This is a genomic window from Saccharothrix carnea (assembly GCF_003014735.1).
GTDB lineage: Bacteria > Actinomycetota > Actinomycetes > Mycobacteriales > Pseudonocardiaceae > Actinosynnema > Actinosynnema carneum.
On record NZ_PYAX01000011.1, the window covers coordinates 209,620 to 223,086 of the forward strand.

12 protein-coding genes and 1 rRNA gene are annotated in these 13,467 nt (G+C 71.6%); 5 read left to right on the forward strand and 8 right to left on the reverse strand.

Annotated elements, in window-relative coordinates; all coding sequences use genetic code 11:
- Nucleotides 1-53: 53 nt before the first annotated feature.
- Nucleotides 54-1,682, reverse strand: a complete 1,629-nt coding sequence (locus B0I31_RS29740) for an ABC-F family ATP-binding cassette domain-containing protein (protein WP_106618693.1) — start codon at nucleotides 1,680-1,682, stop codon at nucleotides 54-56.
- A 143-nt stretch (nucleotides 1,683-1,825) separates the two neighbouring features.
- On the opposite strand from B0I31_RS29740, the gene B0I31_RS29745 reads away from it, so the two are divergent.
- Nucleotides 1,826-2,599, forward strand: a complete 774-nt coding sequence (locus B0I31_RS29745) for an SDR family oxidoreductase (RefSeq protein ID WP_106618694.1) — start codon at nucleotides 1,826-1,828, stop codon at nucleotides 2,597-2,599.
- A gap of 208 nt (nucleotides 2,600-2,807) precedes the next feature.
- Nucleotides 2,808-3,119 (forward strand): hypothetical protein, encoded by a 312-nt coding sequence (locus B0I31_RS29750; RefSeq protein WP_146173990.1) that lies wholly within the window; start codon nucleotides 2,808-2,810, stop codon nucleotides 3,117-3,119.
- Nucleotides 3,120-3,230: 111 nt separating this feature from the next.
- Here the strand turns inward: B0I31_RS29750 and B0I31_RS29755 are convergent, their stop codons facing one another.
- The 4 genes from B0I31_RS29755 to B0I31_RS29770 all read right to left on the reverse strand — a co-directional run bounded on the left by B0I31_RS29755 (nucleotide 3,231) and on the right by B0I31_RS29770 (nucleotide 5,495).
- On the reverse strand, nucleotides 3,231-3,746 hold the full coding sequence (locus tag B0I31_RS29755) for a SigE family RNA polymerase sigma factor (RefSeq protein ID WP_106618696.1): 516 nt from the start codon (nucleotides 3,744-3,746) through the stop codon (nucleotides 3,231-3,233).
- Nucleotides 3,747-3,750: 4 nt separating this feature from the next.
- Nucleotides 3,751-4,161 carry a hypothetical protein gene (locus tag B0I31_RS29760; RefSeq protein ID WP_106618697.1) on the reverse strand — a complete coding sequence of 137 codons (411 nt, stop codon included), beginning with the start codon at nucleotides 4,159-4,161 and terminating at the stop codon, nucleotides 3,751-3,753.
- A gap of 81 nt (nucleotides 4,162-4,242) precedes the next feature.
- Complete coding sequence (locus B0I31_RS29765) at nucleotides 4,243-4,923, reverse strand: acVLRF1 family peptidyl-tRNA hydrolase (protein ID WP_106618698.1); 681 nt, start codon at nucleotides 4,921-4,923, stop codon at nucleotides 4,243-4,245.
- On the reverse strand, nucleotides 4,920-5,495 hold the full coding sequence (locus B0I31_RS29770; RefSeq protein WP_245950542.1) for a hypothetical protein: 576 nt from the start codon (nucleotides 5,493-5,495) through the stop codon (nucleotides 4,920-4,922). The genes B0I31_RS29765 and B0I31_RS29770 overlap by 4 nt, the downstream gene beginning before the upstream one ends.
- Nucleotides 5,496-5,803: 308 nt before the next feature.
- Here B0I31_RS29770 and B0I31_RS29775 point away from each other — a divergent pair, with 308 nt between their 5' ends.
- Complete coding sequence (locus B0I31_RS29775) at nucleotides 5,804-6,781, forward strand: helix-turn-helix transcriptional regulator (protein ID WP_073900201.1); 978 nt, start codon at nucleotides 5,804-5,806, stop codon at nucleotides 6,779-6,781.
- Between the two features lie 61 nt (nucleotides 6,782-6,842).
- Here B0I31_RS29775 and B0I31_RS29780 read toward each other — a convergent pair whose 3' ends face one another.
- Both B0I31_RS29780 and B0I31_RS29785 read right to left on the reverse strand, forming a co-directional pair.
- The gene (locus B0I31_RS29780; protein WP_106618699.1) at nucleotides 6,843-9,635 is read right to left on the reverse strand and encodes a S8 family serine peptidase; all 2,793 of its coding nucleotides are present in this window, start codon (nucleotides 9,633-9,635) and stop codon (nucleotides 6,843-6,845) included.
- Between the two features lie 144 nt (nucleotides 9,636-9,779).
- Entirely contained in the window at nucleotides 9,780-11,348 is a 1,569-nt protein-coding gene (locus B0I31_RS29785) for a deoxyguanosinetriphosphate triphosphohydrolase family protein (RefSeq protein ID WP_106618700.1), read from the reverse strand.
- Nucleotides 11,349-11,442: 94 nt separating this feature from the next.
- Here B0I31_RS29785 and B0I31_RS29790 point away from each other — a divergent pair, with 94 nt between their 5' ends.
- Both B0I31_RS29790 and B0I31_RS29795 read left to right on the forward strand, forming a co-directional pair.
- A complete protein-coding gene (locus B0I31_RS29790) occupies nucleotides 11,443-11,757 on the forward strand; it encodes a hypothetical protein (protein ID WP_146173991.1) in 315 nt (104 codons plus the stop codon).
- 1 nt (nucleotide 11,758) lies between these two features.
- The gene (locus tag B0I31_RS29795) at nucleotides 11,759-13,324 is read left to right on the forward strand and encodes a WXG100-like domain-containing protein (RefSeq protein WP_146173992.1); all 1,566 of its coding nucleotides are present in this window, start codon (nucleotides 11,759-11,761) and stop codon (nucleotides 13,322-13,324) included.
- A gap of 49 nt (nucleotides 13,325-13,373) precedes the next feature.
- Here B0I31_RS29795 and rrf read toward each other — a convergent pair.
- Nucleotides 13,374-13,467 (reverse strand): 5S ribosomal RNA (gene rrf, locus B0I31_RS29800); the annotation flags it as partial.

Consider the following 13,467-nt stretch of genomic DNA (forward strand, 5'->3'; position numbering starts at 1 on the left):
ACGCAGAGTCGATCAGTGCTCACGTTGCGGGGTGAACGGCGAAACCCGTTGGCTCAGGCCAACTGCACGAGCTCCAGGTACTCCTGGGACCAGTGATCTTCGGTCCCGTCGGGCAGCAGGATCACCCGCTCGGGCTCAAGGGCCTCCACCGCCCCGGGGTCGTGCGTGACCAGCACGACGGCACCCTCGTAACGGCGCAACGCGTCGAGCACCTGCTCGCGGCTGGCCGGGTCGAGGTTGTTCGTCGGCTCGTCGAGCAGCAGCACGTTCGCCGCGCTCGACACCAGCCCGGCCAGCGCCAACCGGGTCTTCTCGCCGCCCGACAGCGTGCCGGCGGGCTGTTCGAGCTGCTCACCGCTGAACAGGAACGTGCCGAGCAGCGAACGCAGCTGCTGTTCGGGCACGTCCGGCGCGGCGTGGCGGATGTTCTGCCACACGGAAGCCTCGTGGTCGAGCGTCTCGTGCTCCTGGGCGAAGTACCCGAGCTTGAGGCCGTGACCGGCGATCACCTCGCCGCTGTCCGGGCGTTCCATCGAGCCGATCAGGCGCAGCAGCGTGGTCTTGCCCGCGCCGTTCAGCCCGAGGATGACCACGCGCGACCCGCGGTCGATGGCCAGGTCGACGCCGGTGAAGACCTCCAGCGAGCCGTACGACTTGCTCAAACCCTCGGCGGTCAACGGCGTCTTGCCGCACGGCGCGGGCTGCGGGAAGCGGATCTTGGCGACCTTGTCGGCCTGGCGGGTGTCCTCCAGGCCGGAGAGCAGCTTCTCGGCGCGGCGGGCCATGTTCTGCGCGGCGACCGCCTTGGTGGCCTTCGCGCGCATCTTGTCCGCCTGCGCCATGAGCGCGCCGGCCTTCTTCTCCGCGTTGGCGCGCTCACGACGGCGGCGCTTCTCGTCGGCGGCGCGCGCTTCGAGGTACTTCTTCCAGCCCATGTTGTAGATGTCGACCTCGCCGCGCGTCGCGTCGAGGAACCACACCTTGTTGACCACGTCGTCCAGGAGCTCGACGTCGTGGCTGATCACGACCAGACCGCCCTCGTGCGACTTGAGGAACCCGCGCAGCCACGCGATCGAGTCGGCGTCGAGGTGGTTGGTCGGCTCGTCGATCAGCAGGATCGTGCTGGACTTCGTGCCGACGCCGCCCTCGGAGGCGGCGAACAGGATGCGGGCCAGCTCGACGCGGCGGCGTTGACCACCGGACAGCGTGCGCAGCGGCTGGGCGAGCACGCGGTCGGCCAGGCCGAGGTTGGCGCAGATGCGGGCGGCTTCGCTCTCGGCCGCGTACCCGCCGAGGGCGGCGAACCGCTCTTCGAGGCGCCCGTACTTGCGCACGGCGGCCTGCAGCTCGGTGTCGTCGACCAGCTCGGCCATCGTGGACTGCATCTTCTCCATGTCGCGGAGCAGCTGGTCCAGGCCTCGCGCGGACAGCACGCGGTCCTTGGCGATGACGGACAGGTCGCCCTCGCGCGGGTCCTGGGGCAGGTAGCCGAGCTCGCCGGTGCGACGGACCTCGCCCGCGTACGGCTGGCCCTCGCCCGCGAGGACGCGCAGTGACGTGGTCTTGCCGGCGCCGTTGCGGCCGACGAGGCCGATGCGGTCGCCCGGTTGGACGCGGAGGGTGGCGTCGGACAGCAGGATGCGCGAGCCCGCGCGCAACTCGAGATCGGTTGCGGTGATCAAGTTTTACTCCGGTGTGTGGTCGTGCGAGGTCAACGGCGCGGTTTGGGCGCGGGACCTACTCGATCAAGATGACCACGGTTCCAGTCTACGGGGTGGGCGCCACCGGATTACCGGTATGTGTCGACCGGCATAGATTGCCCGCCATGACTACGGACTTCACGGGCAGGGCGGCTCTGGTCACGGGCGCCAGTCGGGGCATCGGGTACGGCATCGCGGCGGAGCTGCTGTCGCGCGGCGCGTCGGTGACGATCACGTCGCGCAAGGCGGAGGCCGTGACGGCGGCGGCCGAATCCCTGGCGGCCACGGCGGGCGTCTCACCCGATCGTGTGCTGGCGGTGCCGGGGAACGCGGGCAGCGCGGACGACCGCGCGCGGGCCGTCGAGGCGACCGTGGAGCGGTTCGGCCGGCTGGACGTGCTCGTGAACAACACCGGCATCAACCCCGTGTTCGGGGCTCTGGTGGACGCGGACCTCGACGCGGTGCGGAAGATCTTCGACGTCAACGTGGTGGCGGCGCTCGGGTTCGTGCAGCTGGCGTGGAAGGCGTGGATGGAGGAGCACGGCGGTGCGGTGGTGAACATCGCTTCGGTCGGCGGGCTGCGGTCGACCGGCGTGATCGGGGCGTACGGGGCGAGCAAGGCGGCGCTGATCCGGTTGACGGAGGAGTTGGCGTGGCAGTTGGGTCCGAAGGTGCGGGTGAACGCGGTCGCGCCGGCGGTGGTGAAGACGCGTTTCGCCGAGGCGCTGTACACGGGACGTGAGGAGGAGGCGGCGGCCGGCTACCCGATGAAGCGGCTGGGTACGCCGGAGGACGTGGCGCGGTTGGTCGCGTTCCTGGCTTCGGACGGCGCCGAGTGGATCACCGGCGAAACCGTGCGCGTGGACGGCGGGCTGCTCGCCACCGGCACGTTGGGGTAGGTCGGCCGGGCCGGGGCGGACGGCGGGGCTCGCCGCGACGGGTCCCGCCCGCCGGGGAGCAGCCGGGTGAGCGCCCGCACGGGCCGGGGTCCGGGCCTGACGGGTGCGCGAGCGGTACCCGCACGGGCCAGATTTAAGCGGCCAGGCCCAGGCCCAACGGGAGTGCGAGTGGTGCCCGCGCGGGCGGGTTGGGGTCTAGCGGGTTGTGGTGATCCAGGGTCTCGCGGTGGTGTGCGCCGTGCCGGTGGTGCGTGGAGCCGTGGTTACGGTCGTGGTGCTGGTCGGGGTGGGGTCGGGGCTGCTGGTGTCGGTCGTGGGGGTGGTGGAGGCCGGGGGCACCGGTGAGGACGAGGTGGCGTCCTCGGGGGTTGTCGTGGTGGTTGGTCTGGCCGGTGCGCTGGTGCTGGTGTCCGGCGGGCCGGCGGGGCTGTTGTCGGTGGGGTCCGGCGGTTGGTTCAGGGCGAAGGCGACCACCACCGCGACCACGGCGGTGCCGGTGCCGGCGGCGGCCACGGCGTAGGTGCGGCGGCGGCGTCTCACGGCGGTCCCCCGGTAGACGATGTCCAGCGGCCCGAACGTGCGTGGCACCGGTTGGATGTTCAGTTGTTCGAACGTCTTCTTCAGCTCGTCCTCAAGCACCGCGCGACACCTCCTGCCACAACGCGCTGAACTCCGGTCCCAGCCGCTGCCTCAACGCCTTCAGGCCGCGGCTGGTGTTGCTCTTCACCGTGCCCACCGAGCAGCCGAGGGCCGCGGCCGTCTCCTCCACCCCCAGGTCGTGCCAGAACCGCAGCACGAGCGTCGCACGCTGCTTGGCGGGCACGGCGCCCAACGCCTGCCACACCACCAGCCGGTCCTCGCTCAACGACCCCGCCTCCGGCACGTCCGGCATCTCGTCGGTGAGCTTCTCCCGTTTCCACCGCACCCGGCGGCGCTCCGCGAGGAACGTGCGCACCACGATCTGCCGCAGGTAGGCGTCCACCCCTTCGCGCTGCGCCAGCCTCGGCCCCGCCAGGTAGAACTTGAGGAACGCGGACTGCACCACGTCTTCGGCCTCGTGGTGGTTGCCGCACAACAAGAACGCGGTGAAGCGCATCGAGTCGGCACACCGGTCGAAGTAGTGGGTGAACTCCGCGTCCCAGCTCACGCCGTCAGCGCCTCGTCGGTGCCGGCGTGGACGGCAGCGGCGGCGACGTCTCCACCGGGAACGACGCGCCCGGCGAGGTGGTCACCGTCGACGTGGCCACCGGCGGCCGGGTCGACGTCGGCTCCGGGCGCGTGGTCGCCGTGGGCCGCGGGGTGACCTCCGGCCGCTGGCTCGTGGTCGCCGGCGGCCGGGTGACCGTCGACTGCGGTTCGGTGGACGCCGGCGACGTCGCGATCGGCGACGACGAAGCCGGTGACGTCGCAACCGGTGACGTGGCGGTCGAGCTGACGGGAGGCCGGGTGGTGGTCGGCGCGGGCGCCTCGTCCCCACCGCCGGACGCCAGCGCGGTCCCCGCCACGGCGATACCGCCGAGCACGACGGCCCCCGCCGCCAGCACGAGTCGTTTGCGCAGCAAGACTGCTCCTCGGGTTCATGAGGCAGCCGGTGGTCGGTGCCTCCTCACCCTTAGAAATGCGGTCGGGGTGGCCTGGGGTTGTCACGAGTTTCCGCGAGTTTCCCGGACCACGACCTCCACCGCCCGCGCCCGCTCGGCGGCCTCGTCCAGCACCGCCCGCCGAGGCTCCGGCACGTCCAACACGCGCGGTGACGCCAACGCGAACACCTCGCCCAGTCGACGGTCACCCCGCAGGACGTCCAACGCCTGACGGTCACCACCGAGCACGACCGCGTCCAGCTCACCGACCCGTGGCCCCAGCACCCGCGCCGCGTCGTCCGCCGCCGCCTGGAGGGCGACCCGGGCCTGCCCCTCCCGACGCCGGGCGAACCGCTGCTGCGACCACCCACCCGCCTTGTTGCGCCCGTGCACCTGACGGCTGTCCGTGGTCGACACCAGCACCACGCCGTCCTGCGCCACCCCGATGCTGTGCCCGCCGAGCCGCACGAGCAGCAACCCGATCCTCCGCGACGCCGACGCGTGCGCCAGCAGCGCGTCGATCACCAGACCTTCGTACTCGCCCGCAGGGGTGAACTCACCGAAAGCGACCGACACCGCGGCCGTCGCGCCGTCCACCGCCGTGACCAGGCAAGACCCCGGCGTCACCGACGTTGACGCCACACCACCGTGACGCAGGGCGAACCGCGAGAACCACCCGTCCAGGCGTTCCGGCGGCACTTCGACCGCCCGTCCACCGCCGGAGACCGGGCGGACCCTGTTCATGCCGGTGCGACCGCGACCCAGACCGGCAGCGGGTGCCCGCACTCGGCGGGCGAGAGCCGCTGCACCGCGCCGAACCCGGCCTCGGTCAGCGAGGCGGCGATCTGCTCGGGCGACAGCACCCGGTGCCTGGTCGACACGGTGTTCGCCACCTCCCACGTCTCCGCGCCGCGCACCAGCCGCACGACCTCCAGGGCGTAGGACTCGCCATCGGCCGCCCAGTCCCACAGCTGCACGGTCACCTGCCGGTCCGGACCGCGCCCGGACACCTTCGGCGGCGGCGCGGTGGGCCTCAGCTTGCCGAGCTTGTCCAGCTCGGGCACGGCGGCGACGAACAGCCCACCGGGCCGCAGCGCCCGCCGGGCCAGCAGCAGCGCCTGGTCGAGCGCGTTCTCGTGGGCCAACCGGGGCAGCAGGTCGTCGCCCGCGCGGACCACGTCGACGGGCCGCCCACCGTGGTGCCGCACGACGTCGAGCAGGTCGAGCACCACGTGGTGGCCGTCGCCGAGCACGGCGGCGGCGACCTCCGTCAGCGGGTCCTCCGGCAGGGGCACGAGGTCCTGGGCGGCGGTCACCGGGCACACAGTAGGCCCAACGGATCAACGGCCGCCAACAGCGTGTGGCCGGTGGGGCGAGCGGACGGCCTGACCGCATAGCACCCCGAAGGGGCCGCCGGCACGACCCCGAAGCTGCCGTTGCACAATGTTACCGGCGGGTTTACAAAGGGGAGAGCACGGATGTTCACCACTTGACAGAACGATGCCGACCCCAGTGAACTCGTAACCCGTATGGCCCAATCATTGACTCCACCTGGAAGGCACCAACGCCCTGCGTTGGCGGGTAGGGTCACTGGGGCGTGATCTCATGACAGCGGGGAGTCACAATGACCAACGCTGCCGGTCGACCCAACCTGTCCGTCGACGAACTCGACTCGACGGGCCACGGCAGTCTTGCGCAGCTTCTCACCACGGGACCGTTCCCCGAGGCGCTGAGAGCCGCGATCAAAGCGAGCAGGCTGAGTCTCGACCGCATCCAGCACCGGCTCGCGCTGCGCGGGGTCACGATCAGTGTCGCCACGCTGAGTTACTGGCAGTCCGGTCGACGCCGACCCGAGCGACCGGAGTCGCTGGAGGCGCTGCGCCACCTGGAGACCGTGCTCGGCGTGCCGCAGGCGGGCCTGTCCGCGCTGCTCGGCCCGCCGCGCCCGCGCGGCAGGCGGTCCCGGCCGACGACGATGATGCCGATCGACGCGCTGTGGGCGCGTCGCGAGCGGGTCGCGAACCTGCTCACCAAGGTGGACACGTCGTCGGACGTGAAGCTGGGCCGGATCAGCCAGCACGACCGGATCGAGATCGCCGCGGACGGCGGTCAGCGCTCGGTGTGGGTGCGCCAGATCCTGCGCGCCGAGCAGGACGGCCCGGACCGGTGGGCGCTGGTCTTCGAGACCGAGCAGGCGAATGTGCTCCCGCAGGTGGTGAACCTGCGCAACTGCCACCTGGGGCGGGTGGTCGAGGACACCGAGGCCAACATCATGGCCGCCGAGATGATGTTCGACCGGCCCCTGACCAGGGGCGAGACCATCATCATGGAGTACGAGCTGCTGTTCGCCGAGGGCCACTACCCGGCGGGCAACAACACGTTCGCCCGCAAGTTCCGGCTGCCGGTGCGCGAGTACGTGATCGAGGTGCGGTTCGACCAGTCGAACCTGCCCGCCCGCTGCCAGCAGTTCAGCGTGCCCGCCGGTGACGAGACCCCGTCCCGGCGGCGCAACCTGGCCCTGGACGCGGCGGGTGGCGTGCACGCCGTGGCGCTGGGCTTCGGGCCCGGCGTGTTCGGCATCCGCTGGGAGTGGCCGAAGTAACACGTGAACAAAAGGGCCCCGGGAGCGCGCTCCCGGGGCCCTTTTCACGTCACCGCAACGATCAGACGTAACCGTTGATCTTCAGCGAGACCGCGCGGATCGAGCCGCGGTCGGACGCCGCCGCGTCCACGACCTTGAACTTCCACGTGCCGTCCACCGGCTCGGCGAGCAGCGCGCCCAGCGGGGTGGTGGGCCGCCACGTGCCCGTGTACGGCGCCAGGTTGCTGGTCACCGCGGAGAACGGCTGCGCGGCGGTGTCGTCGAACACGACCTGGCACAGGTTGTTGCCGGTGGAGCCGTTGCGCTGGAACACCGTCGCGGTCGCGCCGGACGGCGAGGTCAGCGTGCCGACCAGGTCACCGACGAACGAGTGGTCGATGCCCACGGTCGTGGCACCCGTGGCCGAGCTGCAGGTGTCGCCGTCGATCGAGAACACGATCCTGGAGCCGCGGCCGACGCCGCTGACCGGGATGTCCACCGTGACGCCGGTGGCGTCGTTGTCCGGGATGGCCGCGACCGGCCCGGTGTAGGCGAACGTCTTCGTCTCCCGGGACGGCTCGCCGACGTTGAGCGTGAACGCGCTCGTGGTCGGCGAGGTCGAGCCCGCGAACGTCACCCGGGCGTCCAGCCGGACGGCCGAGCCGGTACTCGCCGACGCGGGCACGCTCACCTTGAACGTGTTGGTGACCGTCTGGCCGACCTCGACGTTGCCGTAGTACTTCGACCGGGGCGCGATCGTCACACCCGCGGTGGGCGTGGTCAGCACGAGGCTGGTCGACGCGGCCGTGCCGTCACCGGAGTTGACCACCGGCACGGTGACCGTGGCCGTGGTGCCCGGCTTGAGGTACTGGCTGCCGTCGCCGTCGTTGACCACGGTCGGCTTCACGGCCTTCGCCAGCGGCTGCGGCGAGGCACCGGTGTAGCCCAGCACCAGGTCGGCGCGCACGACACCCGCGCCGGTCCGGTTGTCCACGCCCGCCTCGGCGATGTCGATCGCGGTGCCGGTCAACGCCTCCCGCACCTCGGCGGGCGACAGGCCGGGGTTGCCGGACAGCACCAGGCCCGCGATGGCCGCGGCGTTCGGCGCGGACGCCGACGTGCCGAAGAACGGGTTGAACCCGGCCACGCTGGTCTGCACGCCGTCCGCCGCGGTCAGGTCGGGCTTCTGCCGGACCTCCTCGCTCGGGGTGCCGTCCGGCGCGAAGAACACCCGGCGCGGACCGTCCGAGGTGAACCGCTCGGGCTTCTGCGTGCCGTCGAACGCGTTCGGGAACGGGCCGCGCGGGTTGGCCGGGTCGCCCGGCTCCAGGTCGAACGGCAGCGGGTTGTTCGCCGGTGCCGCCGCGACGCTGATCGCGCCCTTGGCCGCGGAGTGGCCCCGCGTCACGCCGGGCGTGGCGTACTTCTTGAGCCCATCGGACGAGTCCTTGAACCGACCGCCGAGAGCCGAGAGCGCCAGGTACTTGTCCTCACCGCGGAACTTGACCACGGCCAGCCGCAGCCCGGACGCGGTGGTGGGCGTGTTCAGCCGCTCGTACGGGTCCTGGCTGCCGTCCTGCACGCCCTGGCTGAACGCCACCACGTTGCCCTGCGAGTTCGCCAGGTACAGGTCGTAGTCGTTGAACGACGAGGCCAGCGGGTCGGACCAGAACAGCGTCACGGGCACGTTGCCCGAGCTGTCCGACAGCGGGTTGAACACCTGCTTGGCGTCCGGCGAGGGGTTGAAGTCGTGCGCGGTGCCGGCGAACTTGCCGACGCCGACGCCCGAGTCGACGAACTGGCCCTCCCAGTGGCCCGAGGTGCCGTCGGCGACGTTGCCGTCGTTGCCCGCGGAGGAGAAGTACAGCGCGCCGTCCGCGGTGACCGCGTCCACGGCCTGCGCGATCACGCCGTCCTGGAACGGCGACTCGTTGAAGTAGAGGATGTCGTCGACGATGACGTCGCAGCCCAGCCGGAAGCGCAGGGAGCGGATGTTGTCGGCGAAGCTCGCGTCACCGTTGACCGCGGTGGCGAAGCCGAGGCTCGCGTTCGGCGCGATGTCGTGGAGGATCTCCAGCATCGCGGTGCCCTCGTTGCCCGTGCCCTCCTGACCGGCCAGGACGTCGACCCCGGCGGGCAGCTCACCGGCGGCCTGCGACAGGCCGAGCGAGTCGACGCCATCGGACAGCGCGCACAGCTTCACGCCGGTGCCGGTGACGCGGAAGTCGTTGCGGGCGGTGTCGGCGGCGTGCGCCCGGTCGCCCTCGCCGGTGCGGACCGCCTGCGGCGCGACCAGTGCCTCGCGGGTGCGTGCCTCGATCTCCCTGGCCTTGTCCTCCTTGGAGGGTGCCGGGTCGGCCTTGCGGTCGTCCTTCTGGTGGTACGTCCGGTACTCGACCGCGGTCTCGACGCGGCGGACGTCGCCGCGGGCGGACAGCTTGGTCAACGCGGTGAGCGGGAGCTGGGCGCGGACCGTCCTGCCCTCGGTGGAGACCGAGCGGATGCCGCCACCGGCGGCCTTCACCGCGGCGACGAGGTCGTCGGTGACCTTGAACGCGCGGATGTCCACCTCGACGGTGTTTCCGCTGTGGACCTTCACGCCGGTCTGGAGGGCGGGGAGCTTGTTGAACGTGGTGGCGTTGGCGCGGCGGCGCTGCTCGACCACGAGCGCGCTGTCCACTTTGGACTCGGCGGCGGTGAGGGACTTCTTGATGTCCTGCAGCGCGGCGATCTGCGCGGCGGTCCTGTCCTCGACGCCCTTCGACGCCTTGGGCGGGTCGGCGGAGGCGGGCGACACGACGCCCAAGGTCAACAGCACCGCGGCACTCGCGGCGATCAGGGCGTTTCTTCGCAAACGGCGTTTCGGTGAGCGCACAGGCGTCTCCCCCAGCTCGTGCGTGCCCCCGACGCACGCGACCCTCGGTCGGATGTCTCCGACCGAGGGGTCAACGTATTGCGCACGGACAAGTACCGTCTGCCACCGTTCGGCCTACTTCTCAGATGGTCGATCCATCACATTTCACAGTACAAAAGCATCTGTCCACAGCTGACCGGTGCGTCCGGACAGTGCGTCGAGCAGCGCCGCGGCCTGGTTGTCGGTGAGCGAGGCGATGAAGTCGACCACCGCCCGGCCGCGGGCCAGCGCCCGCACGGCGTCCGGCCCTGACGGCGTCTCCCCCGTGGCGCCGACCAGCACGGACGGGTCCGTCCGGGCCAGGCCCGCGTACTCGTCACCGGCCAGCTCGACCAGGTCGTGCAGCCGGCGCGGCAGCCGGTTCGCCTCGTGCCGGTCGGTGACCCACTGCTCCAACGCCTCGACCAGCGCGGTCAGCAGCCGCGCCTGGCCGCGCTGGTGCAGCGCGAGGTCCGGGCGCAGCAGCACGAACCGGCGGTGCACGAACTTCAGCACCTGCACCTCGTGCCACTGCGGCACGGCCAGCACCACGTGCCCGGACCGGGTCGTCGGCTCCTCCACCACGCCGACCGAGTCCACCAGGCGACGCGTCCAGCGGGCGGAGAACCCGGCCACGGCCTGCTCGGCCTCCACCGAGCCGTCGAACGGCACCGCCAGCAGCCCGTCCACCAGCTCGGCACGCACCTTGGCCACCGCGTGCGCGAACGCGTCGTCGTGCACGGCCCACGAGTCCTTGGCGTGCAGGCGGCGGCGCAGTGCCTCCAGCGAACGGCCCGGTCGGCGTTCCTGGGCGGCGAGGTCGGCGGCGCTCAGACCCGCCAGCTCCACCGCGTGGTCCAGCCACGTGTTCAGCTCGGTCGACACGGCGGCGTGCTGGAGCACGCCCACGCGGTGGAAGTCCTCCAGGTCGTGGATGGCGTAGGCGATGTCGTCGGCGGTGTCCATGACCGACGCCTCGACCGTCTGCTGCCACGGTTCCACCCTCGCCGTGTAGAACGCGCGGGACTGCTCGACGTCCTCCAGCTCGGTGACGTAGGCGGAGAACTTGCTGGACCCCGTGCCCGGCCCATCGGTCGGCTCGGCGGCACCACGGGGCGGCGCGGGCAGGTCCCGCGGGTGCGGCTTCGGGTAGGACAGGCGCGTCCACGGGTACTTGAGCATCGCCGCGCGCACCGCCACCGTGAGGTCCAACCCGACCGCGGCCGGACCGCGCACGTCGGTCGTCGTGACGATGCGGAACGACTGGGCGTTGCCCTCGAAGCCGTCCGACAGCCCGAACCGGTGCCGGGCCAGCCGATCCAGCACCTGCTCGCCGAGGTGCCCGAACGGCGGGTGCCCCAGGTCGTGCGCCAGGGAGGCCGCCTCGACGACGTCCGGGTCGCAGCCGCCGAGCTTGTCCAGCAGGTTGGCCACGTCCGGGCGCGTGGTGAGCCGTTCGGCGATGGCGCGTGCGGCCTGGGCGACCTTCAGGCTGTGCGTGAGGCGGTTGTGCACCAGCAGACCCGAACCGGTCGAGCTGACGACCTGCGTGACGCCGCCGAGCCGGGCGAAGAACGGCGAACTGGCCACCCGGTCCCGGTCGATCCGGAACGGGCTCGTGGCCAGGTCGGCTTGGACGGTCGCGTGGCCACCGGAACGGCGTTGGGTGCGGGGGTCGGCTGGCTCTTCGTGCATGGCCGAAAAACTAGTCGCACCGTCGCGGCTCGGCGCGTGACCGGTAGCGGCCACGGCCCGCCGCGCACCGGCCCGCTGCGCCACTTTGAGTGCCATGGGTGGATTCGCACACATGCAGGTGGACGGGATAGAGCCCGCGCTGCACCGCCTCACCGGCACCGGCGAGACGCTGGCCGCCACGTGGCGGGACGGGCAGTCCGGGCTGGTCGCGGGCGAAGCGGGCATCGGCGCGGACCCGTTGGGGCAGGCGTTCCGCGCCGGCTACGACGCCGACGCCGCCAAGGTGCGCCAGGTCGCGGACCTCGTGCCGGAGTTGCTGCTGAGCGACGGCCGGACCGGTCACGACGCTGTGGTCGACTACCTCGCCGCCGACGAGCGCTCCAGGGGCGCGTTCCCGGGTGGTGGCTGAGGTGGCCATCCCCGAACCGACCTCCGAGCTGTGGCTGCGGGCGAAGGCCATGGGCGCCACCTGGCCCCTGTCGAACGAGGAGACCGCGCACGCGCTGGCCGACAGCTGGCGGCGCACCGGCGCCGAGTACGGCAAGGCCGCCGAGCACAGCCTGAACTCCGTTAACGCCGACTGGCCCGACGCGGCCGGCACGGTGTTCACCGGCCTCGTCCGGCACCACCTCCAGCGCGCCGCGACGACCGGCACCGACATGGGCGAGCTGGCCAGACGCGCCGACGTCTTCGCCAACGAGGTCGCCACCGCCAAGGACGCGATCGTCAAGCTCCTCGACGCCAACGCCGAGCGTTACGCGGGCATCACCGGCATCGGGGAGGACCTCCGGCGCAACGCGTTCGCCCAACAGCTCGCGGGCGAGGTGAACAGGCTGGTCAGCGACGCCGCCGGGCGGATCACCGGCGGTCCCGCGCTCGGCGGGCCACCCTCACCCCCACCCGGCGGCAGCCCTCAGGACGTCCACACCTGGTGGCTCTCCCTGGGCGACGGCGACCGCAGCCGCCTCGTGGCGGAGGACCCCGACCTGATCCGCAACCTCGACGGCGTTCCGGCCACCGCACGCGACCTGGCCAACCGCAACGTCCTCGAACGGGAGCTCGCCGCCCTGCGCGCCGAACGCGGCGAGCTGGCGGAGCTGATCACGCGGTACCCCGACCTGACGAGCTCGCAGGACATGCGGATGATGCAGCTCGACAAGCAGATCGCGGCGCTGGAGAGCCTCCGCGGCAAGACCACCGAACAGGGCTACTACCTGCTCGGCCTCGACACCGCGGGCGACGGCAAGGCCATCGTCGCCTACGGCAACCCCGACGAGGCCGCCAACGTCGCGACGTTCGTGCCGGGTGTCGGGGCCTCGCTCAGCACCATCGACGGCGAACTCAACCGCGCCACCACCCTGGCCGATGGCGCCGGCGGCATCAAGGAAGGCAGGGTCGCCGTCATCGCCTGGGTCGGCTACGACACACCCGACAACATCGCCTCCGCGCTCAGCCCGACCTACGCCGCCGACGCGGGCGTTGCCCTCGACCGGTTCCACGACGGCCTGCGGGTCACCGCGCACGGCGCCCACCTCAGTGCCGTGGGCCACAGCTACGGCTCGACCACGATCGCGCACGCCGCCCAAGCGCACAGCCTCGCCGCCGACGACCTGGTGCTGGTGTCCAGCCCCGGCGCGTGGACCCAGCACGTCAGCGACCTCAGGCTCGACGGCGTGAACCCGGAGGACGTGGGGTCGCGGGTGCACGCCACCACCGCGCCGAGCGACGCCATCGACGAGTGGAGCAACTTCGAGGTCCCGAAGTACGAGCCGAGCACTCAAGACCCCGACCCACCCACGGTGGACCCCATCCTCGGGCGCGACCCCACGAACCCCCTGTACGGGGCCCGCGTCTTCGAGTCCTCACCGGGCTGGAAGAACTCCCAGGGCGTGGCACCTGATCCCCACATGGCACCGCTGGAAAGAGACCACCCGGCAGTCGACGAAATTGGCGAGATCATCAACGGGAACCGCTGAAACGCCTCAAAGGGGCGCTCGACATGAGCGCCCCTTTGAGGGAATGATTGTTCGGCGGCGTCCTACTCTCCCACACCCTCACGAGTGCAGTACCATCGGCGCTGGAAGGCTTAACTACCGGGTTCGGAATGGGACCGGGTGTT